Annotated in this window: 20 protein-coding genes; 12 read left to right on the top strand and 8 right to left on the bottom strand. The window is 71.2% G+C overall.

Translation table 11 applies throughout. From position 1 onward, the window contains the following. Positions 1-84 precede the first annotated feature (84 nt). A complete protein-coding gene (locus AB0B85_RS02305) occupies positions 85-558 on the top strand; it encodes a DUF2243 domain-containing protein (protein WP_357402667.1) in 474 nt (157 codons plus the stop codon). Beyond that, a complete protein-coding gene (locus tag AB0B85_RS02300) occupies positions 555-1,397 on the top strand; it encodes a cytochrome c oxidase assembly protein (RefSeq protein ID WP_357402665.1) in 843 nt (280 codons plus the stop codon). The genes AB0B85_RS02305 and AB0B85_RS02300 overlap by 4 nt, the downstream gene beginning before the upstream one ends. Here AB0B85_RS02300 and AB0B85_RS02295 read toward each other — a convergent pair whose 3' ends face one another. The 7 genes from AB0B85_RS02295 to AB0B85_RS02265 all read right to left on the bottom strand — a co-directional run bounded on the left by AB0B85_RS02295 (position 1,398) and on the right by AB0B85_RS02265 (position 9,985). Beyond that, a complete protein-coding gene (locus AB0B85_RS02295; RefSeq protein WP_357402663.1) occupies positions 1,398-1,685 on the bottom strand; it encodes a hypothetical protein in 288 nt (95 codons plus the stop codon). It abuts the gene before it with no gap. 87 nt (positions 1,686-1,772) lie between these two features. Continuing rightward, positions 1,773-2,939 carry a CaiB/BaiF CoA-transferase family protein gene (locus AB0B85_RS02290; RefSeq protein WP_357402661.1) on the bottom strand — a complete coding sequence of 389 codons (1,167 nt, stop codon included), beginning with the start codon at positions 2,937-2,939 and terminating at the stop codon, positions 1,773-1,775. Next, positions 2,936-5,107: a 3-hydroxyacyl-CoA dehydrogenase NAD-binding domain-containing protein gene (locus AB0B85_RS02285; protein WP_357402659.1), complete on the bottom strand. Its 2,172-nt coding sequence runs from the start codon at positions 5,105-5,107 to the stop codon at positions 2,936-2,938. The genes AB0B85_RS02290 and AB0B85_RS02285 overlap by 4 nt, the downstream gene beginning before the upstream one ends. A gap of 16 nt (positions 5,108-5,123) precedes the next feature. After that, positions 5,124-6,338, bottom strand: coding sequence for an acetyl-CoA C-acetyltransferase (locus AB0B85_RS02280; protein ID WP_357402657.1), 1,215 nt, complete (start codon positions 6,336-6,338; stop codon positions 5,124-5,126). Next, a complete protein-coding gene (locus AB0B85_RS02275; RefSeq protein WP_357402655.1) occupies positions 6,328-7,494 on the bottom strand; it encodes an acyl-CoA dehydrogenase family protein in 1,167 nt (388 codons plus the stop codon). The genes AB0B85_RS02280 and AB0B85_RS02275 overlap by 11 nt, the downstream gene beginning before the upstream one ends. A gap of 144 nt (positions 7,495-7,638) precedes the next feature. Beyond that, on the bottom strand, positions 7,639-8,799 hold the full coding sequence (locus AB0B85_RS02270; RefSeq protein WP_357402653.1) for an N-acetylmuramoyl-L-alanine amidase: 1,161 nt from the start codon (positions 8,797-8,799) through the stop codon (positions 7,639-7,641). A 208-nt stretch (positions 8,800-9,007) separates the two neighbouring features. Further along, the gene (locus tag AB0B85_RS02265; RefSeq protein ID WP_357402651.1) at positions 9,008-9,985 is read right to left on the bottom strand and encodes a YafY family protein; all 978 of its coding nucleotides are present in this window, start codon (positions 9,983-9,985) and stop codon (positions 9,008-9,010) included. Between the two features lie 99 nt (positions 9,986-10,084). Between AB0B85_RS02265 and AB0B85_RS02260 the strand changes: the two genes are divergently transcribed. The 4 genes from AB0B85_RS02260 (at position 10,085) to AB0B85_RS02245 (ending at position 12,790) form a co-directional block, all read left to right on the top strand. Further along, the gene (locus AB0B85_RS02260; protein ID WP_357402649.1) at positions 10,085-10,483 is read left to right on the top strand and encodes a VOC family protein; all 399 of its coding nucleotides are present in this window, start codon (positions 10,085-10,087) and stop codon (positions 10,481-10,483) included. 96 nt (positions 10,484-10,579) lie between these two features. Further along, a complete protein-coding gene (locus AB0B85_RS02255) occupies positions 10,580-11,236 on the top strand; it encodes a TetR/AcrR family transcriptional regulator (RefSeq protein WP_357402647.1) in 657 nt (218 codons plus the stop codon). A gap of 77 nt (positions 11,237-11,313) precedes the next feature. Beyond that, on the top strand, positions 11,314-12,162 hold the full coding sequence (locus tag AB0B85_RS02250; RefSeq protein WP_357402645.1) for an MBL fold metallo-hydrolase: 849 nt from the start codon (positions 11,314-11,316) through the stop codon (positions 12,160-12,162). 7 nt (positions 12,163-12,169) lie between these two features. After that, positions 12,170-12,790 carry a CGNR zinc finger domain-containing protein gene (locus AB0B85_RS02245; RefSeq protein WP_357402643.1) on the top strand — a complete coding sequence of 207 codons (621 nt, stop codon included), beginning with the start codon at positions 12,170-12,172 and terminating at the stop codon, positions 12,788-12,790. A 6-nt stretch (positions 12,791-12,796) separates the two neighbouring features. Here the strand turns inward: AB0B85_RS02245 and AB0B85_RS02240 are convergent, their stop codons facing one another. Further along, the gene (locus AB0B85_RS02240) at positions 12,797-13,663 is read right to left on the bottom strand and encodes a zf-HC2 domain-containing protein (RefSeq protein ID WP_357402641.1); all 867 of its coding nucleotides are present in this window, start codon (positions 13,661-13,663) and stop codon (positions 12,797-12,799) included. 72 nt (positions 13,664-13,735) lie between these two features. Between AB0B85_RS02240 and AB0B85_RS02235 the strand changes: the two genes are divergently transcribed. The 6 genes from AB0B85_RS02235 to AB0B85_RS02210 all read left to right on the top strand — a co-directional run bounded on the left by AB0B85_RS02235 (position 13,736) and on the right by AB0B85_RS02210 (position 20,002). Continuing rightward, on the top strand, positions 13,736-14,776 hold the full coding sequence (locus tag AB0B85_RS02235; protein ID WP_357402639.1) for an SAM-dependent methyltransferase: 1,041 nt from the start codon (positions 13,736-13,738) through the stop codon (positions 14,774-14,776). A gap of 211 nt (positions 14,777-14,987) precedes the next feature. Further along, entirely contained in the window at positions 14,988-15,164 is a 177-nt protein-coding gene (locus AB0B85_RS02230) for a hypothetical protein (RefSeq protein WP_357402637.1), read from the top strand. Beyond that, positions 15,161-15,250 carry a K(+)-transporting ATPase subunit F gene (gene kdpF, locus AB0B85_RS02225; RefSeq protein ID WP_036390805.1) on the top strand — a complete coding sequence of 30 codons (90 nt, stop codon included), beginning with the start codon at positions 15,161-15,163 and terminating at the stop codon, positions 15,248-15,250. The genes AB0B85_RS02230 and kdpF overlap by 4 nt, the downstream gene beginning before the upstream one ends. After that, positions 15,250-16,905: a potassium-transporting ATPase subunit KdpA gene (kdpA, locus tag AB0B85_RS02220; protein ID WP_357402635.1), complete on the top strand. Its 1,656-nt coding sequence runs from the start codon at positions 15,250-15,252 to the stop codon at positions 16,903-16,905. The genes kdpF and kdpA overlap by 1 nt, the downstream gene beginning before the upstream one ends. Positions 16,906-16,925: 20 nt before the next feature. Next, positions 16,926-19,121 carry a potassium-transporting ATPase subunit KdpB gene (gene kdpB / locus AB0B85_RS02215; RefSeq protein ID WP_357402633.1) on the top strand — a complete coding sequence of 732 codons (2,196 nt, stop codon included), beginning with the start codon at positions 16,926-16,928 and terminating at the stop codon, positions 19,119-19,121. After that, positions 19,121-20,002 carry a potassium-transporting ATPase subunit C gene (locus tag AB0B85_RS02210; protein ID WP_357402631.1) on the top strand — a complete coding sequence of 294 codons (882 nt, stop codon included), beginning with the start codon at positions 19,121-19,123 and terminating at the stop codon, positions 20,000-20,002. The genes kdpB and AB0B85_RS02210 overlap by 1 nt, the downstream gene beginning before the upstream one ends. Positions 20,003-20,059 lie beyond the last annotated feature (57 nt).

Below are 20,059 nucleotides of genomic sequence, written 5' to 3'. Positions count from 1 at the left end.
AGGCCGGCGACGATGGTTGACGAGGAGTGCCGCGCCCAGTTCGGGGTAGTTTGGGGCTGACCCGACGCGGATGCGAGGTGTGTGGTGGCCGATTCCAGCCTGCCGAGAGGCCGCACCGTCCACGTCCGGCCCGCCATCCTCGCCGGCGCCCTGATCGGCATCGCGATCATGGCCGCGGTGGACGAGATCGTCTTCCACCAGTTGCTGGCCTGGCACCACTTCTACGACCGGTCGACCCCGTCGGTGGCGCTGCTCTCGGACGGGCTGCTGCACGCGGCCGAGGTGATCGCCCTGGTCGGTGGGTTCTTCTGGTACGCCGACCTGCGCCGGCGGCACGCCCTGTCGACCCGGCTCGTCTGGGGTGGCTTCCTGCTCGGCGCCGGCGGGTTCCAGCTCTTCGACGGGCTTGTCGACCACAAGGTCCTGCGGCTGCACCAGATCCGTTACGGGGTGCACCTCGTGCCGTACGACGTGGTGTGGAACCTGGCCGGCGCGGCACTGCTGCTGGCGGGTGCCCTGCTGATCTGGCGGGCCCGGTCGCGCGACGGCCGCCGATGACTCTGCTCCTGCCCGTTGCGCCGTTCGCGCACGGCGGTCACCCGGCGGGTGAGCCGTCCTGGCTTCCACTGTTTCCGGTCGCCCTGCTGGCCGGCGGCTACCTGCTGGCCGCCGGGCGCGACCCCCGGGGTTGGCGGCACCGGCGGACCGTCGCCTGGCTGGCCGGCTGCGCGGGGCTGGCGGTCGCCGTCGGGCCGCTTGCCCAACTCTCCGGCGACCCGCGCGGGCACCTGGCGCAGCATCTGCTGCTCGGCATGCTGGCCCCGCTCGGGCTGGTGCTCGGTGCTCCGATCACCCTGCTGCTGCGGGTCGCGCCGCCGCCGGTCCGCCGGGCGGTGGGCCGGTTGCTGCGCGCCCGCCCGCTGCACCTGCTCGCACACCCGGTCACCGCCGGACTGCTCAGCACTGGTGGGCTGGCGCTGGTGCTGCTCACCCCGCTGTACGCGGCGGCCGAGCGCCAGCCCGTCCTGCACCACGCCCTGCACCTGCACTACCTGGCCGCCGGTTATCTCTTCGCCTGGTCACTCGCCGGGCCGGATCCGGCGCCGCGCCGCCCGGGGCTGGCGGTCCGGGTCGGCGCGCTGCTGGGCGCGGCGGCCGGACACGCCGTGCTGGCCAAGTACCTGTACGCACAGGCCGGCACCCTCCCACCCGGCCTCGACAACCCGGATCCGGAGGCGTTCCGCTCCGCCGCCCAGCTCATGTACTACGGAGGCGACCTGGCGGAGCTGCTGCTCGCAACAGCCCTCTTCGCCGGCTGGTACAACAACCGCCGCCGTCGTCACGTGACTGACGCGACTGGGTCAGCGGAGCGCCCGTCCCCGGCACAGCTCTCCTGATCAGCGCAGCCGAGGTGCGGAGGCGCCCGCCTGGAGGGCGGTGGACAGGTTGCGGAGGAACGTGCGGATGCTCTCCTCGCTGTGCGGGGTTTCGATCTCGTCGTTGAGCGGGATCTCGGAGCGCAGCGCCTGATCCAGCGCGTCAAGCGTCTCGGCCCGGTCGCCCGGGTAGAGCCCGGCGGCCACGCCGGCGGCGACCCGGGTCACCACCGCGTCGTCGAGCGTCCTGTCGAACTGGACCCCGTAGAGGATTCCGTTGATGTAGCCCTTCCACTGATCCGTGGTCATGCTCGTCGACTCCCTGAAGAATTGGCTGCCGTCCCGGCGGGAACGGCTCCGCCGAGAGTGCCACCACGCCCCGGAACTCGCAGCCCCTCAGCTCCGTCGCGGCCAGTTCGCGAGAATTTCCGCTGCCGGTATAACGTCCTGCTCCGGGTCCGGCGCGGGAGCTGGTCGGGCCGGGGGCGTCCGGTCGAAGCGCGGCGCCGGGGCCGGTTGGACCTCGCCGCCGACGTCGACGAAGGTCCCCCGCGCGGCGTTGTGCGGGTGCCGGTGCGCCTCGCCGGGGGCGAGCACCGGCGCGACACAGGCGTCCAGGTCGGTGAAGACCGCGGTCCACTCGTCCCGGGTCCGCTCGGCGAACCGGGCGGCGAAGCGCTGGCGCAGCTCATCCCAGCCGTCCGGATCGTACTGCGCGGGCAGGTCCGGGTCGTCGGCCAGGCCGAGGCCGGTGAGGAGTACGTCGTAGAAGGCCGGTTCGACAGCGCCGACAGCCATGAACCCACCGTCGGCGGTGGCGTACGTGTCGTAGAACGGCGCCCCGCCGTCGAACATGTTGCGCCCGCGCGGCGCGGCCCACAGGCCACTGCCGAGCAGCCCGTGCAGGAACGAGGTGAGCAGCGCCGACCCGTCCACCATCGCCGCGTCGACAACCTGACCGACGCCGGAGCGTTCCCGTTCCAGCAGCGCCGCCAGCACCCCGACGGCGAGCAGCATGCCGCCGCCACCGAAGTCGGCGAGCAGGTTCATCGGCGCGTACGGGCGCTCACCGGCCCGGCCCAGCGGCTCCAACGCCCCCGCCACCGCGAGGTAGTCGATGTCGTGCCCGGCGCGGGCCGCCAGTGGGCCGTGCTGGCCCCAACCGGTCATCCGCGCGTACACCAGCCCGGGGTTGCGCTCCTGGCACACCTCCGGGCCGAAGCCGAGCCGCTCGGCGACCCCCGGCCGGTACGCCTCGACGAGCACGTCGGCCCGCTCGACGAGGCACAGCAGGTCGGCCACACCGGCCGGGGACTTCAGGTCCAGTGCGGTCACCCGCCTGCCGCGCTGCAACGGTCCGCCGGTCGGCGCGGCCAGCCGCCCCGCACCCGGGGCACCCGGACGATCCACCCGCACCACGTCCGCGCCCAGGTCGGCGAGCACCATGCAGCCGAACGGGGCCGGCGCGAGGCTTGCCAACTCGACCACCCGTACCCCGGCCAGCGGCCCACGGTGCGCCGCGTCGCCCGGCTCGCCGGCTCGCCCACCGGCGGAGCCCGTCATGCGACGCCGGCCGGTTCGCCGGGGCGGGTGGCCGAGGCGGCGAGCCGGTCGACCAGGTCGGCCGGGGGCGTGAACCGGTCACCGTACCGGTCGGCCAGCTCGACGGCACGGGCCGCGAAGCCGGCGGGACCGCCCGCGTACTGCCGGACGTAGCGGATGACCCCGCCGGTCCAGGCCGGAAAGCCGATGCCGAAGATCGAGCCGATGTTGGCGTCGGTCTCGGTGCGCAACACACCCTCGTCGAGGCAGCGCAGCGCGTCCAGCGCCTCGGCGAAGAGCATCCGTTCCTGGAGGTCGGTGAACGGCACCGCACGGCCCACGTCGGTGACCAGGTCGGCGAGGCCCGGCCACAACCGGCCCCGGCCGCCGTCGTCGTCGTAGGAGTAGAAGCCGCGTCCCTCGGCACGCCCCGGCCGGTGGTACGCGTCGACCAGTTCGTCGACGAGCCGGTGCGCCGGCAGCGGCAGGAACTCCTCGCTGGCTTCCTCGAACTGCCGGCGGATCCGCTGGATCAGGGTGAGGCTCACCTCGTCGGCCAGCGCCAGCGGCCCGGTCGGGTAGCCCGCCTGCAGGGCGGCCTGCTCCACCGACGCGGCGGGAACACCCTCGGTGACCATGCCGACCGCCTCGTCGAGGAACCGACCGATCACCCGGCTGGTGAAGAAACCCCTGCCGTCGTTGACCACGATGGGGGTCTTGCCGATCCGCCGTCCCAGGTCGAACGCCCGCGCCAGAGCGGTGTCGCTGGTCCGCGCCCCGACCACGATCTCCAGCAGCGGCATCCGGTGCACCGGGGAGAAGAAGTGCATGCCGATGAAGTCGCCGGGCCGGTCCACCCCCTCGGCCAGCCCGGTGATCGGCAGGGTGGAGGTGTTGGAGGCGAGCAACGCGCCCGGCGCCAACACCGGCAGCACCTCGGCGAAGACCGCCTGCTTCAGCGCCGGGTCCTCGAAGACCGCCTCGATCACCGCGTCACAGCCGGCCAACGCGTCGACCTGGTCGGTGGTGGTGATCCGGTCCAGCACCGCGCGGGCGTCGGCCTGCGTCGCGCGACCCTTGCGTACCCTGCGGGCCAGCAACCGCTCGGCGTGCTCCCGGGCCCGGCCGGCGGCCTCCGGCGTGACGTCCCTGACCACCACGTCCAACCCGGCGGTGGCGCACGCGTACGCGATGCCCGCGCCCATCATCCCGGCGCCGAGCACCGCCACCCGGCGCACCGGCGGGGCGTCCACCCCGCTCGGACGGGCCGCGCCGCCGTTCACCGCCTTCAGGTCGAAGAAGAAGGCACCGATCATGTTCTTGGCGACCTGCCCGGTGAGTAGGCCGATCAGATGCCGGGTCTCGACTGTGAACGCGGTCGCCAGGTCGACCTGCGCGCCCTCGACAGCGGTCGCCAGGATCGCCTCGGGTGCGGGCAGCCGGGCACCCTTGAGTTGCTTGCGCAGGGTGGCCGGGAAGGCCGGCAACTGGGCGGCCAGCGAGCGGCTGGCCGGGGTGCCGCCGGGCATCCGGTAGTCCTGTCGGTCCCACGGCTGGCTCGGGTGCGGGTTGGCGGCGATCCAGACCCGGGCCTGGTCCAGCAACTCCGCAGGGGTGGCGACCACCTCGTCGACCAGCCCGGCGGCCAGGGCGTCGGCGGGGCGCATCCGCCGACCGGTGAGCAGCACGGTGGTCAGTGCCGTGGCCAGGCCGAGCAGCCGTACCGTCCGGGTGACACCGCCGGCCCCGGGCAGCAGACCGAGGGTCACCTCGGGCAGGCCGAGCCGGCTGCCCGGCGCGTCAAGCGCGATCCGGTGATGGCAGGCGAGGGCGATTTCCAGGCCACCGCCGAGCGCCGAGCCGTTTATCGCGGCGACCACCGGTCGGCCCAGGGTCTCCAGCCGGCGCAGGTCCCGTTTGATGGTGTCGAGCAGCTCGGCCAGTTCGGGCGCGTCCGCGCGGCTGGCCCGGATCGTCCGCGGCAGGTCGGCGCCGGCGAAGAAGGTCGACTTCGCGCTTGTCACGATGACCCCGGTCAGCTCGTCACGCTCGGCCTCCAACCGGTCGAGCGCGGCGCTCATGGACGCCGCGTACGCCTGGTTCATGACGTTCGCGGACTGGTCCGGGTCGTCGAGGGTGAGCGTGACGACGCCGTCGGCGGCACTGTCGTACCGGATGGTGTTTGTCATTGTCGTCCCCCGGGGGTCAGCAGCGCTCGAGAACGGTGGCGACGCCCATGCCGCCGCCGATGCAGAGGGTCACCACCGCGCGGCGCAGGTCACGGCGCTCCAACTCGTCGACGGCGGTGCCGATCAGCATCGCCCCGGTCGCGCCGAGCGGATGACCGAGTGCGATAGCGCCACCGTTGACGTTCACCCGGTCCGGGTCGATACCCAGATCCCGGACGTACTTGAGCACCGCGGCGGCGAACGCCTCGTTGAACTCGAACAGGTCGATGTCGGCGACGGTCAACCCGGCGGCGGCGAGCGCCTTGTGGGTGGCCGGGATCGGGCCGGTGAGCATCAGCGTCGGATCGGCGCCGCTGACCGCCGCGCTGACGATCCGGGCGCGCGGGGCGAGGTCGAGCTCCTGGCCGACCTGCGCCGAGCCGATCAGCACGAGTGCCGCACCGTCCACGATGCCCGACGAGTTGCCGGCGTGGTGGACGTGCTCGATCGCCTCCAACCAGTGGAACTTCTGCAACGCGACAGCGTCGAAGCCGGCGGCGTCGCCGAGCGCCGCGAACGACGGGGTGAGTCGGGCCAGCGTCTCCCGGGTGGTGTCCGGTCGCGGGTGCTCGTCCACGGTGAGGATGTCCAGCCCGTTGCCGTCGCGCACCGGCACCACCGAGCGGGCGAAGTGCCCGCCGGCCAACGCCTTGGCGGCCCGATCCTGCGACCGCAGCGCGTAACCGTCCACGTCGTCGCGGGTGAAGCCCTCCAGGGTGGCGATCAGGTCGGCGCTGATGCCCTGCGGGACGAACGACGTGGCGAGCGTGGTCTGCGGATCGCTCATCCAGGCCCCGCCGTCCGAGCCCATCGGCACCCGGGACATCGACTCCACGCCACCGGCGAGCAGCAGGTGCTCCCAGCCGGAGCGGATCCGTGCGGCAGCGATGTTCACCGCTTCCAGCCCGGAGGCGCAGAACCGGTTGAGCTGCACCCCGCCCACCTGGTCGGGTAGCCCGGCCAGCAGCGCGGCGGCCCGGGACAGGTTGCCGCCCTGCTCGCCGACCGGGGTGACGATGCCCAGCAGCAGATCCTCCAGGCGGCCCACGTCGAGCCCCGGGTTGCGCTCGCGCAGCGCGTCGATCAGGCCGACCACCAGCGAGATCGGCTTGACCCCGTGCAGCGCGCCGGTGTCCCGGCCGCGTCCGCGCGGGGTGCGGACCGCGTCGTAGACGTACGCCTCAGAGGGCACGGGCGATCAGCTCCTTCATGATCTCGTTGGTGCCGCCGTAGATCTTCTGGACCCGGGCGTCGGCGTACATCCGGGCGATCGGATACTCGGTCGTGTAGCCGTAGCCACCGAAGATCTGTAGGCACCTGTCGATGACCTCGCACTGCCCTTCGGTGAGCCAGGACTTCGCCATCGCGGCGGTCGCCACGTCCAGGTCGCCGCGGGTGTGCCGGACGATGCAGTCGTCCAGGAAGACCCGGCTGACCCGGGCGCGGGTGGCGCACTCGGCGAGCACCATCCGGGTGTGCTGGTGGCCCATCAGCGGCTTGCCGAAGGCGGTGCGCTCCTTCGCGTACGCGACGGTCAGCTCGACCGCGCGTTGCATCGCGGCCACCGCGCCGACGCCGATGACCAGCCGTTCCTGCGGGAGTTGCTGCATGAGCTGGCCGAAGCCCAGCCCTTCGGCGTCGCCGAGCAGGTTGGCCGCCGGCACCCGCAACTCGTCGAAGAACAACTCGGCGGTGTCGTTGCCGTGCAGCCCGATCTTGGACAGCAGCCGGCCCCGGCGGAAGCCCGCCGGATCGTCGCCGACCTCGCAGACCAGCAGCGAGACACCGGCCGCCCGCTGCTCGGGGTCGGTCTTCACGGCCAGGATGATCAGGTCGGCCAGGCCACCGTTGGTGATGAACGTCTTCGCGCCGGTGACCAGGTAGTCGTCCCCGTCGCGGACCGCACGGGTGCGCATCGCCTGAAGGTCGGAGCCGCCGTCCGGCTCGGTCATCGCGATGGCGCCCACAAGTTCGCCGCTGCACAGGCCGGGCAGCCACCGCCGCTTCTGCTCCGCGTTGCCGTACGCGACCAGGTAGCCGGTGACGATGCCGCTGTGCACCGCCAACCCGAGGCTGCTCTCACCCGCGTACGTCTGTTCGTGCAGCAGCACGGCCTCGTGGGTGAACTGGCCGCCTCCGCCGCCGTACTCCTCCGGGACGGACAGGCCCAACAACCCCAGCTCGCCGGCGCGGCGGTAGTGCTCGCGGTCCGGGTGGCCCTGCGCCAGCAGACGGTCGGTGTGCGGTAGCACCTCCTTGGTGAAGAAGGTGCGGGCCAGGTCGGCGAGGTCGTCGTGCTCCGGCTCGCGCCAGGCTGAGGGGGATCCGTCGAGCGGGGGCGTCGGCATGTTCATCACCCTCGCGCGCTGTTGGCGGCATGTCAATAAGTCCGGATCGGTAGCCCCACAGGTGCGGCGGGCCCAGACGGCACCGCCCCCACCGGTGCGACGGTCGACCAGGCGGGGGCGGTAGGTGCGGCTGCCCCGCGACGACTAGCGCCGCGGCGGCCGGGGTGGCGGAGTCGGGTGAACCCCGGCCAGAGTGGACACCTCCTGGCGAAGCTCGCCGAGGTAGGGGTAGAAGTAGTCGCCCGGGCACTCGGTCGGGTCGGCCCCGACGCTCGCCCAGTCCCGGTGGCCCGAGATGACCGCCACGTTGCCACCCACCCCGCTGATCGGATTGACGTAGCCGGTCCGACCGGTGGGATCGAGCCGGCTCGTCAGGCCGAGCCCCGCCAGCACGACGGCCAGTGACCGTTGCGCGGCCGGGCTCGGCAGGCGGGACGTGTAACGGCCCAGCAGGCAGATGCCGATGTTGCCCGCGTTGTAGCCGCTCACGTGCGCCGCGTTGACCGCGAGCGGCCGACCGTCGGCACCCGAGGCCGGGCCGTAGACCGGCTGCGACCCCGGATCGGAGTAGCGGCCCTCGTAGACCCTGCCGGCCTCGTCGATCAACAGGTGGTAACCGATGTCCCCGAACTCCTGGAGTACGCACTGGTCGTAGTAGATGGCGCGAACCGTCGCCGCCGGATCGGGGTCGTCGTTGTGCTGGTCCACCCCACTGTGGTGCACGGTCAGCGTCTGCGCCGGGAAGAACTGCGTCGGCCACAGCGGGCTGCCGTTCGGGGCGAGCCGCAGCGACTCGTCGGCTCCCCAGCCGGACCGGGGCAGATACGTCGGCGGCCTCCGCGTGTTGGGCGGCAGCGGAAGGCCGTTCGTCTCCGCGCTCGCGATCGTCCGCCGAGCCCCGTCGACCATGTTCAGCTCGACAACTGTCGCCGCCGAACCGTCCGCGACCTGGACCTCGTATCCGGTGGCGCCGTCGGCCACCACGACGCTCGACCGGGCCGACGACGCGCGATCGTCCCGACCGCTCGGGCACGCGCTGAGCTCCAGCCAGTCGCTCCACCCCTTGCCGGTACGGAGGCGCACCGCCGCCGCCGGGCCGCTGTGCGCGACGGACAGGTGGGTCAACGGAATGGCCGGTGACGTCACCACCGTCCGACTCATCAGTCGACCACGGCGGGCCGCCAGCGGCGACGTCACGGTGGCGGCGGACGGTGCCGCCGTCGCCGACCCGCCGAACGTACCGGCGGCCGTGAGGCCGACGGCCGCACCGGCCGCGCCAGACAACACTCGACGTCGAGAAACCAAGGCTCTGCTCCCTTGCTCAGTTGATCTAGCCCGCCGGGCAGGAGCGGTGGAGACCGCGCCAGTCGGGCTGCCACTGATGAGTGGCAAGGGTAAGACAGAAAGGCGGATCACCGCAGGCCGCTCGTCGTGATCACTTGATGCTCAGCAGTTCAGGAGCGGCGCTGACAACTGCTGAGCATCAAGTGATCACGGTGAGGGTGGCGGCTGGCTAGCTGCGGGCCGAATCGCGGCGTGCCGAGGCCACCAGCCGCTCGGCGAGTGCGACGACGCGGTCGCGGAGTTCGTCCGGGCGTTCGATGACGAACGGCAGGTCGAGTGCAGCGAGCATGCCGGGCAACCAGTCGAGGCTCTCTGCCCGGATCTCCACGTCCTGCCAGCCTTCCTCCGCACCCTCTCGTACCTCGGCGATGCTGGCTGGTAGCCGCCTGCGGATCTGCTCGACAGTTCCTTGTATCCGCAGCGACACCGCATGCTGGTACGGCGCTCGTGCCATCGACCTGAGAAGGTGCCCGGCCGGATCGTTTCCGGCGGGCGGCTCGAACGAGCCCGGCAACGGTCTCGCGTCCGCGATGCGGTCGAGTCGGAGGGTTCGCTCCTCGCCGATCTCCGGATCGACCCCTGTGGCATACCACCGGCCGGCATGGTTGACCAGCCCGAACGGATGCAGCACGCGGACGCTGCGCCGACCGTCACCCGAGGTGTATTGCAGCGAGATCGGCCGGTGGTGGCGGACCGCCTCGGCGACGGTGAGTAGTACGTCGGTCTGCGGCGCGGGGAAGTCACCGGGTTCGGCGGTGAAGGCGAGGGACTGGAGCGCGGCGTCCAGCAGGTCAGCGGTCCGCGACGGCAGGACGCGACGGATCTTCGCGGCGGCGGTTTCGCCAGCGGTGCCGGTTGCCGTGGCCAACCCGGCACGACGGCCGGCGATCAGGCCGAGTAGGACGGCCAGAGCTTCGTCGTCGTTGAACATCAGCGGCGGCAGTCGGTAGCCGGCGGCGAGCCGATACCCGCCGTAGCGACCGCGCACCGACTCCACCGGCAGGTCCAGGTCGATCAGATGACTCACATAGCGCCGCACGGTGCGCGGCTCGACACCAAGGCGCTCGGCAAGCTCGGTCATCGTCCGGACGCCGCCGGATTGCAGAAGTTCCAGTAGTGCGAGCACCTGGGCTGTCGGTCGTGCCACGGTGTGAACTTTATCCGAATACTGGACCGAACCTGTCCAGTATTCGTTCTAACGTGATCTCCACCGAGCGATACCAACCGCACTGAGCAGGGAGAAGACATGGACTTCGTCTCCATCCGCATCATCACCGACGAGATCAACCGCCTGGTCGGCTTCTACGAGAAGATCACCGGCGTGCAGGCGACCTGGGGTAACGAGGACTTCGCCGAGTTGCGTACCGCCCACGGCAGGCTGGCGATCGGCAGCACCCGCACCGTCGCACTGTTCGCGCCCGACTCGGCCCGCCCGGCCGACAACCACAGCGTGATCATCGAGTTCCTCGTGGACGACGTGGACGCGCTGTACGAGAAGCTGAAGAGCGTGGTCGAGGATTTCGTGAACGAGCCCACGACCATGCCCTGGGGTAACCGGGCGCTGCTCTTCCGCGACCCCGACGGCAACCTGGTCAACTTCTTCACCCCGGTGACCCCGGCCGCGATCGAGGGGTTCCGCAGTTGACCGGTTCGGCGCGGCCTCGATGCCGCCGGTTCCGACAAGGCACGGGGGGCGTCGAGGCCGAAGCCGGCGATGTGAGCTGCCGATAGGGTCGGCCAGATGAGTGTCGAGACGGCTCCGCGCCGCCGCAGATTGGAGCCGGACGCCCGACGTGGGCAGATCCTGGCCTGCGCGGTCCGGCTGTTCGGCGAGCGGCCGTACGCGGACGTGTCGACCACCGACGTGGCCCGCGAGGCGGGTGTCGCCCGCGGGTTGGTCAACCATTACTTCGGGGCGAAGAAGGACCTCTACCTGGAGGTCGTCCGGGTCATGGTGACCATCCCGGAGGTTGCCCTGCAACGGCTGCCCAAGGGTGACCTGCGGACCCGGGTCGAGGCCAGTGTCACCTGGTTCCTCGACGTGGTGTCCCGGCACAGCACCTCCTGGCTGGCGGCGGTCACCGCGCGGGGAATGGGTGGTGACGCCGACGTGGAACGGGTGCTCGCCGAGGCCGAGGAGGTCGCCGCGGACCGCATGCTCGTCGCCGTCGGGCTTGCCGACGAGGCGGAGCGCCACGAGGAGCTACGCGGGATGGTTCGGGCGTACTGCGGCCTGGCGACCTCGACCGCCCGGGAGTGGCTCCAGCGCGGCGCGTTGACCCGCCCCCAGGTGCACCTGCTGCTCACCACCACGCTGTTGACGATCGTGGAGCAGGTCGTCCCGCAGGTCGTCGCGAGGGAGGGCGTGACGCAGGAGACTCGGCAAACGGCTGGCTGAAATAGGCATAAGACTTATGCTTATTTCGTCGGTGGGCGTGCGCCGACTGTCGCAACCCGCGTCACCGAGGAGGAAGCATGTCCCCATCTGCCCTTTCCTACGAGGTTTTGGTATTGGACGGCCCGGTCCGGGCCGGAGAGCAGCGCATGCCGGACGGCTCGCCGATCCACTTCAACCCGACAGCCACCACCCTGATCTCGGGGGCCGAGGAGGCGCTGCTGGTGGACCCGCCGTTCACCCACGAGCAGATCGCGACGGCGGGCGACTGGATCGAGCGGTCGGGCAAGCGGCTGACCGCCATCTACGCCACCCACGGGCACGGCGACCACTGGTTCGGTGCCCCCGAACTGGTCAAGCGCTTCCCCGACGCCGTCACCTACGCGACGCCCGGCACCATCGAGGTCATGCACCAGCAGGCCACCGTCGGGCGCCAGGCGGTGTTCGACAAGGTCTTCCCCGGGCTGATCCCGGAGTCGCCAGTAGACGCCATTCCGGTGCCGCCCGGCGGAATTCTGATCGACGGCAACGTCGCCCAGCCGGTCGAGACCGGGCACACCGACGGCGACCAGACCACGGTCCTGCACGTACCGTCGATCGGCCTCGTCGTGGCCGGCGACGTCGTCTACAACGGGGTCCACCAGTACCTGCTGGAAACCGTCAACGGTGGCCTGCGAGAGTGGCTCAAGGCACTCGACCGCGTCGAGGCCCTCGCGCCCCGGGCTGTCGTCGCCAGCCACAAGAACCGCAACCGCCCCGACGACCCGTCGAGCATCGACGAGACCCGGAGGTACCTGCTGAACGTGGAGCGGCTGTTGGCGGAGAAGTCGACCGCCATCGAGTTCTTCGACGCGATGATGGAGCTCTATCCGGACTGGGTGAACCCGGGACCGCTGTGGTACGGGGCGCTCGGCCTGATCGGAAAGTGATGTGACAATGCCGTCGGTGTCCACTCCGCCGTGGCCCGCGACCGCGCGATACGGCCTCGACCCCGCACCGGGCGGCCTCGGGCTGGTCCAGGACCTGCTCAACACGCTCCCGGCCGGCGCACCCCGCCAGCCGGATCTCCTCGACGATCTCGACAGCGCCACGCAGTGGACGCACGATGTCGCCGCCCGGTGGTCGACGGCCACCGGGCGGCCGGCACCCGACGTGACGCTCGACCCGGCCGGCCTGCGGGCGCTGCGGACCTTCCGCGACGAGCTGCGGTACGGGATCGACGCCAGGCTCCACGCCACACCGGAATCCGGGCCGCCCGAGCCGGTGCCGGCCCCTCGTGCCGCAGCTGCCACGCTGCGGCTCGACGGGACCGGGTCGGTCCACCTCGATCCCGCCGGGACGGGCGCCGAGTCGCTTGTCTCCCTCGTCCTGGCGGAGTTGTTCGCGGCGCAACTCACCGACGTCGGCCGGCGCATCAAGACCTGCCGCAACCCCCGGTGCCAGGTGGCGTTCTACGACCGCTCCCGCAACAACAGCGGGGTCTGGCACTCCGTCCGCGTCTGCGGCCTCCCGGCAAACCTGCGCGCCCACCGCGCGCGGCAGCGGCAGACGGACTGAACAGGCTCAGGCCGCCCGCCGGTCGCCGGTCCGGCTGGCCCGCGCGGCCCGGCCGGCCCGTGCCGCCGGAGCGGCGTGCCGATCGGCCGCCTGCGCGGGGTACGCCCCCGCGTTGACCACCCGCAGCGGCCGTTCGCCCTCGTCGGTGCCGAAACGCCAGCGCGACGGCGTCGGTTGCCGCTGCGGCGCAGGCCCGCCGGGACGCAGCCCGGGGCGGGACAGCAGCACGGTGATCAGATAGCCGACCACCAGGAAACCGTGGCTTACCAGTCGCTCCCCGTCCACCGACCCGGTGGCCAGGTCGTTCACCGAGAGCAGCAGCAGCGTGCCGACGAACGCGCTGAGCATCGGCAGCAGCCCGGCCGGCGGGCTGCGGCGTACCGCCACGAAGAGGAAGCCGGCACCCACAGCGACGTTCCACGCGGCCGACTCGTGCCACAGGTGCTGGCCCGCGGGGTGCAGGTGGTCGGCGGTCGCGCCCCGGCCCACCTGGGCCAGGCCGAGCACCAGTTGCACGGCGCCGAGCAGCCCGAGCGCCGCGCGCAACCCGACGACCAGGGCGCCGCGCCCAGGCAGGTGGGGCCGCCACCGCGACCGGCGGCTGGGCGGCGTGGCGTCGGGGACCGCGCCAGCGTCACCTGTCGCGCCGGCCGCGACACCGCCGCCGAGGGCGGCCAGGATCGCGTCGGTCCGGTCCGGGACGTCGGTGACCAATCGGGTACGAACGCGACGCGTCACCCCCGCCGCCGTCGCGAACCACGCCCGGCACTTGGCGCACTCGTCCAGGTGCCCCTGCGCCGCCGCCCGCTCGGCGGCGGTCTCCTCCCCGTCCAACTGCGCGGACAGGATCTCCCGCCACTGCTCACACCCCATGTACCGGTAGTCGCTCCGAGGGCCGCTCCGGTTCCCGGCGACAGTCACCCGTTGTGGAATACTCGCCGGATCATGACGCGCTACGGCCTGCTGATCCTGCCCGCAACCAACCGGGTGTACGCCCGCTCCGCCGTCGACCTGACCCGGGCCGAGCTGGAGATCTTCGGCCGCTCGGCGCTCGACGGTCGGATCGGCGAGCTGGACACCGAGGTCGTCGGCGGGGCGTCCTACGTCACCTTCACCGGTGACGGGCTAACCGAGCGGGACCTGAGCGTCCTGGGCAACCTCTCCGCCGGGTACGCGCTGTTCGAGATCGTCGGCGAGCTGCTGCGGCCGGTCGAGTGGAGCCGACTGGACCGCTATGACGACGACCTGCTCACCATCCAGAAGTACCCGGGCAAGACCAACGAGCAGTTCACCAAGCTGCTGCTCAACGTCACACTGCTCGCCTCGGACTGGGCCAGCGAGCTGACCAGCCGCCGGTTCCGGGTGCTCGACCCGCTCTGCGGTCGCGGCACCACCCTCAACCAGGCACTGATGTACGGCTTCGACGCGGCAGGGATCGAGCGCGACCAGAAGGACGTCGAGGCGTACCGGGCGTTCATCACCACCTGGCTGAAGCAGAAGCGGGTCAAGCACCGGGTGCTGGAGTCGGGGCCGGTGCGCCGCGAGCGCAAGGTGGTCGGCCGGCGGGTGCGGATCGAGCTGGCGCCGACCCGCGAGGAACACAAGGCCGGCCAGACCCAGCTGCTGGACGTGGTCAACGCCGACACCGCCCGGTCGGCGGAGTTCTTCCGCCCGGAGACCGTGGACCTGGTCGTCGCCGACGCGCCGTACGGCGTACAGCACGGCAGTCGTACCGCCGACCAGGGATTGACCCGCGATCCGCTGGCGCTGCTCGCGCACGCCGCGCCGGTCTGGGCGCGGCTGCTGCGTCCCGGCGGGGCGCTCGGGATCTCCTGGAACACCCACGTCGCGAGCCGCGACGACGCGGCGGCGGCGCTTGCCGACGCGGGCCTGACCGTTGTCGACGCCGAGCCCTACCGCGCGCTGCGGCACCGGGTGGACCAGTCGATCATGCGCGACGTGCTGGTGGCCCGCCGCCCGGCCTGACCCGCCGCCCACCCCCTTCGGGCCCTTTGCTCTGCTTCCACCGGCGCAACAGCGTCGGTGCCTCGCTGTTGCCTCCGTTGAAGCAGAGCAAAGGGTGGACAGCCACCCCTCGTCTCCCCGACCGACGCGCCTCTGTGCCGCATTTCACCTGTTCAGTGGGCAGGTGTGAAAACCACGTCAAGAAAAGGTTCGCCGCCGTCACTGTCGCGTTATGACCCCTGCCATCCGGCAGGCGGTGGGGCTTTGCTTGCCCGGCGCGACCGGAAGGCGGTCGCGACGAACCTTTCCGGTAAGAGGAGTCAGCGTGTCTGACGTGGTGTTCGTGGTCCTGACGGTGGTGCTGTTCGCAGCGCTCGCCCTGGTGGTCCGGGCGGTGGAGAAGCTGTGAACGCGGTAAACGCCGTCGGTCTGGTGCTCGCGATCGTCCTGGGCGCGTTCCTGGTGTTCGCCCTGCTGTTCCCGGAGCGCTTCTGATGACCATGACAACAGCAGGCGTCATCTTCGTGCTGACGCTGGTGGCGGCCATCGTCGCCGTCTACAAGCCGTTCGGCGACTACATGTTCCGGGCGGTCTCCGGAACGAAGCAGTCGCGGGTCGAGCGGGGCATCTACCGGCTGGTCGGGGTCAACCCGGCCGCCGAGCAGACCTGGGGCGTGTACGCCCGCAGCGTGCTGGCGTTCTCCGCGGTCTCGATCCTGTTCCTGTACCTGTTCCAGCGGGTGCAGAACCACCTGTGGCTGTCGCTGGGCTTCGACCCGGTGGTGCCGCACGGCGCGTGGAACACGGCAGTGTCGTTCGTGACGAACACCAACTGGCAGTCGTACTCGGGTGAGTCGACGATGGGCCACCTGGTGCAGATGGCCGGCCTGGCGGTGCAGAACTTCGTCTCGGCGGCGGTCGGCATCGCGGTGGCTGTCGCGCTGGTCCGCGGCTTCGCCCGCAGCCGCACCGGGCAACTCGGCAACTTCTGGGTCGACCTGACCCGGATCGTGCTGCGCATCCTGCTGCCGATCGCCGTGCTCGGCGCCATCGCGCTGATGATCGGCGGAGCGGTGCAGAACCTCTCCGGCGGCACCGACGTGAGCACGCTTACCGGCGGCACCCAGACCATCACCGGCGGCCCGGTGGCCAGCCAGGAGGTCATCAAGGAGCTGGGCACCAACGGTGGCGGCTTCTACAACGTCAACAGCGCCCACCCGTTCGAGAACCCGACCGCCTGGACGAACTGGCTGGAGATCTTCCTGATCCTGCTGATCCCGTTCAGCCTGCCCCGGGTCTTCGGCCGGATGGTCGGGCAGAACCGGCAGGGCTACGCCATCGCCGCCGTGATGGGCATCCTCGCGTTCGCCAGCGTCGCCATCACCAACATCTTCGAGCTGGCCGGCCACGGCACGGTCCCGCAGGCGGTCGGCGCGGCGCTGGAGGGCAAGGAGGTGCGGTTCGACGTGTCGAACTCGGCCACCTTCGCCGCCGCCACCACGCTCACCTCGACCGGTGCGGTGAACTCGTTCCACGACTCGTTCACCTCGCTCGGCGGCATGATGACGATGGTCAACATGATGCTCGGCGAGGTCGCGCCGGGTGGCACCGGCTCGGGTCTCTACGGCCTGCTCATCCTCGCGGTGATCACGGTCTTCGTGGCCGGGCTGATGGTCGGCCGCACTCCCGAGTACCTGGGCAAGAAGATCGGGTCCCGCGAGATCAAGTTCGCCTCGCTGTACTTCCTGATCACGCCGATCCTGGTGCTTGTCGGCACGGCGGCGGCGTTCGCCACAGGCAACAACTCCACGGCGCTCAACGTCGGCCCGCACGGGCTCTCCGAGGTGCTGTACGCGTTCACCTCGGCCAGCAACAACAACGGCTCCGCGTTCGGCGGCATCACCGTCAACACCACCTGGTGGGACACCGCGCTCGGGTTGTGCATGCTGCTGGGCCGATTCCTGCCGCTCATCTTCGTGCTCGCGCTGGCCGGATCGCTGGCCCGCCAGGCACCCACCCCCGCGTCCGAGGGCACCCTGCCGACCCACCGACCGCTGTTCATCGGCATGGTCGTCGGCGTCACCGTCGTCCTCGTCGCGCTGACCTTCCTGCCCGCACTGGCGCTCGGCCCGCTGGCAGAAGGGCTCTGACCATCATGAGGAACGAGGACATGTCCGTCACGTCCGCCCCGACAGAGCAACTCCCCGGCACGCCCGCCACCCAGGGCAACCGGATCGGCGGAGGCCTGCTCGACCCCCAGCAGTTGATCCGGTCCCTGCCGGACGCGGTACGCAAGCTCAACCCGACCACCATGTGGCGTAACCCGGTGATGCTGATCGTCGAGGTCGGCGCGGCCTTCACCACGGTCCTGGCGGTGGCCGACCCGTCGGTCTTCGCCTGGGCGATCACCATCTGGCTCTGGCTGACGGTGATCTTCGCGAATCTCGCCGAGGCGGTCGCCGAGGGCCGGGGCAAGGCCCAGGCCGCGACCCTGCGGCAGGCGAAGAAGGACACCATCGCCACCCGGCTGGTCGACTGGAAGCCCGGCGCGCGGGCCAACACCTACCGCGACGAGGCGGTGCCCGCGCCGGAGCTGCGGCAGGGCGACATCGTGCTGGTCGAGGCCGGCGGCATCATCCCCGGTGACGGGGACATCGTGGAGGGCATCGCCAGCGTCGACGAGTCGGCGATCACCGGCGAGTCGGCCCCGGTCATCCGCGAGTCCGGCGGTGACCGCAGCGCGGTGACCGGGGGCACCAGGGTGCTCTCCGACCGGATCATCGTGAAGATCACCCAGAAGCCCGGGGAGAGCTTCATCGACCGGATGATCGCCCTGGTCGAGGGCGCCAACCGGCAGAAGACCCCGAACGAGATCGCGCTGAACATCCTGCTCGCCGCGCTCACGATCATCTTCCTGCTGGCAGTGGTCACCCTCCAGCCCTTGGCGATCTTCTCCAAGGCGTACCAGGCGGCCGCGCCGGACAGCGGGGCGATCACCGGTTCCGGTGTCACAGGTGTCGTGCTGGTCTCGCTGCTTGTCTGCCTGATCCCCACCACCATCGGCGCGCTGCTGTCGGCCATCGGCATCGCCGGCATGGACCGCCTCGTCCAGCGCAACGTGCTGGCCATGAGCGGCCGGGCCGTCGAGGCGGCCGGCGACGTCAACACCCTGCTGCTGGACAAGACCGGCACCATCACGCTGGGCAACCGGCAGGCCGCCGAGTTCGTACCCGTCGAAGGGGTTGCCGTCGAGGCGATGGCCGACGCCGCCCAGCTGTCCAGCCTGGCCGACGAGACCCCGGAGGGGCGCTCGGTGGTAGTCCTGGCGAAGAACGAGTTCGGGTTGCGCGAGCGCGAGCCCGGGGTGATGCCGCACGCCACCTTCGTGCCGTTCACCGCGCAGACCCGGATGAGCGGCGTCGACCTGACCCCGGACGCCACCGTCGACGGCGGCGCGTCGGGCACGGCCCGCCGGGTCCGCAAGGGCGCCGCCGCAGCGGTGATGAAGTGGGTACGCGAGAACGGCGGCCACCCGACCGAGCAGGTCGGCGAGATCGTGGACGCGATAAGCGGCACCGGCGGCACCCCGCTCGTGGTCGCCGAGCACGTCGACGGTGAGCCGGCCCGCGCCCTTGGCGTCATCCACCTCAAGGACGTGGTCAAGTCCGGCATGCGCGAGCGGTTCGACGAGATGCGCCGGATGGGCATCCGGACCGTGATGATCACCGGCGACAACCCGCGTACCGCGAAGGCCATCGCCGACGAGGCCGGGGTGGACGACTTCCTGGCCGAGGCGACGCCGGAGGACAAGCTCGCGCTGATCAAGCGGGAGCAGGAGGGCGGCCGGCTGGTCGCGATGACCGGCGACGGCACCAACGACGCACCGGCGCTCGCCCAGGCCGACGTCGGGGTGGCCATGAACACCGGCACGTCGGCCGCGAAGGAGGCCGGCAACATGGTCGACCTCGACTCCGACCCGACCAAGCTGATCGAGATCGTGGAGATCGGCAAGCAGTTGCTGATCACCCGTGGTGCGCTCACCACGTTCAGCATCTCGAACGACATCGCGAAGTACTTCGCGATCATCCCGGCCATGTTCGCCGGCCTCTACCCGAGCCTGGACGCACTGAACATCATGCGGCTGGCCAGCCCGGAGTCGGCGATCCTGTCCGCCGTCATCTTCAACGCCCTGGTGATCATCGCGCTGATCCCGCTCGCCCTGCGCGGCGTGCGGTACCGGCCGGCCGCCGCGTCGAAGCTGCTCAGCCGCAACCTGCTGGTCTACGGCCTGGGCGGCATCATCGTGCCGTTTATCGGGATCAAGCTCATCGACCTGCTCATCCAATTCATCCCGGGGATTTCGTGATGCGCCTACCCACCTGGATCGCCCAACACCTCGCCGCGCTGCGCGCCGTACTGGTCTTCACGGTGCTGCTCGGCCTGGTCTACCCGCTGGCCCTGGTCGCGGTCGGTCGACTGCCCGGCCTGAACCACAAGGTCGACGGCTCGCTTATCACCTCGGGCGGTACGACGATCGGCAGCTCGCTCATCGGCCAGTCCTTCACCGACGCGGACGGCAACCCCGTCCCGCGCTACTTCCAGTCCCGCCCGTCGGCCGCCGGTGACGGCTACGACCCGACCTCCACCTCGGCCAGCAACCTGGGCCCGGAGAGCGTCGTCGACACCATCGCCACCGACCCGGAGGAGTCCAGCGAGAGCCTGCTCACCCAGGTGTGCGGGCGCAGCAAGGCCGTCGGCGAGCTGAACGGTGTCGACGGACGTCGCCCGTACTGCACCGACGACGGGGTGGGCGCCGTGCTCGCCGTCTTCCGCGCCGACGGTCTGACCGGCCCGGTCACCCGGGTGGTAAGCGTCAACCAGGCCGCCCCGGCCACCCCGTTCGTGTCCTCGTACCAGGGGGTGCCGGTGGAGCCGGCCCAACCGGGCGAGGACTACGTGGCCGCCGGCGGGGTGGTCACCCCGATCCGGGGCGACGCCCCCGCCGACCCGGCGGTGCCCGCCGACGCGGTCACCGCCAGCGCCAGCGGCCTCGACCCGCAGATCAGCCCGGCGTACGCCGAGGTGCAGGTGAACCGGGTCGCGCGGGAACGCGGCGCGGACCCGGCGGCGGTCCGCAAGCTCATCGAGGAGCACACCGCCGGGCGGGCGCTCGGATTCATGGGTGAACCCGGCGTCAACGTGCTGGAGCTCAACCTCGCCCTCGACGAGCAGTTCCCCGCACGCTGAGCGCACCCGCAGGCGGGGCCGTGCCAACCGGGCACGGCCCCGCCCGCCGATCTGAGC

Origin of the sequence: Micromonospora sp. NPDC049044 (genome assembly GCF_040649215.1) — a bacterium.
Classification (GTDB): Bacteria; Actinomycetota; Actinomycetes; order Mycobacteriales; family Micromonosporaceae; genus Micromonospora.
Note: the sequence above shows the minus strand (reverse complement) of the source record. Positions and strands in the feature narration are given on the sequence as shown.

Excerpts from the sequence above, each read along its gene's own strand:
- AB0B85_RS02300 (WP_357402665.1), top strand. The coding sequence starts at position 555 with ATGACTCTGCTCCTGCCCGTTGCGCCGTTCGCGCACGGCGGTCACCCG.
- AB0B85_RS02295 (WP_357402663.1), bottom strand. The coding sequence starts at position 1,685 with ATGACCACGGATCAGTGGAAGGGCTACATCAACGGAATCCTCTACGGG.
- AB0B85_RS02290 (WP_357402661.1), bottom strand. The coding sequence starts at position 2,939 with ATGACGGGCTCCGCCGGTGGGCGAGCCGGCGAGCCGGGCGACGCGGCG.
- AB0B85_RS02285 (WP_357402659.1), bottom strand. The coding sequence starts at position 5,107 with ATGACAAACACCATCCGGTACGACAGTGCCGCCGACGGCGTCGTCACG.
- AB0B85_RS02275 (WP_357402655.1), bottom strand. The coding sequence starts at position 7,494 with ATGCCGACGCCCCCGCTCGACGGATCCCCCTCAGCCTGGCGCGAGCCG.
- AB0B85_RS02260 (WP_357402649.1), top strand. The coding sequence starts at position 10,085 with ATGGACTTCGTCTCCATCCGCATCATCACCGACGAGATCAACCGCCTG.
- AB0B85_RS02255 (WP_357402647.1), top strand. The coding sequence starts at position 10,580 with ATGAGTGTCGAGACGGCTCCGCGCCGCCGCAGATTGGAGCCGGACGCC.
- AB0B85_RS02250 (WP_357402645.1), top strand. The coding sequence starts at position 11,314 with ATGTCCCCATCTGCCCTTTCCTACGAGGTTTTGGTATTGGACGGCCCG.
- AB0B85_RS02245 (WP_357402643.1), top strand. The coding sequence starts at position 12,170 with ATGCCGTCGGTGTCCACTCCGCCGTGGCCCGCGACCGCGCGATACGGC.
- AB0B85_RS02240 (WP_357402641.1), bottom strand. The coding sequence starts at position 13,663 with ATGGGGTGTGAGCAGTGGCGGGAGATCCTGTCCGCGCAGTTGGACGGG.
- AB0B85_RS02235 (WP_357402639.1), top strand. The coding sequence starts at position 13,736 with ATGACGCGCTACGGCCTGCTGATCCTGCCCGCAACCAACCGGGTGTAC.
- AB0B85_RS02230 (WP_357402637.1), top strand. The coding sequence starts at position 14,988 with ATGACCCCTGCCATCCGGCAGGCGGTGGGGCTTTGCTTGCCCGGCGCG.
- kdpA (WP_357402635.1), top strand. The coding sequence starts at position 15,250 with ATGACCATGACAACAGCAGGCGTCATCTTCGTGCTGACGCTGGTGGCG.
- kdpB (WP_357402633.1), top strand. The coding sequence starts at position 16,926 with ATGTCCGTCACGTCCGCCCCGACAGAGCAACTCCCCGGCACGCCCGCC.
- AB0B85_RS02210 (WP_357402631.1), top strand. The coding sequence starts at position 19,121 with ATGCGCCTACCCACCTGGATCGCCCAACACCTCGCCGCGCTGCGCGCC.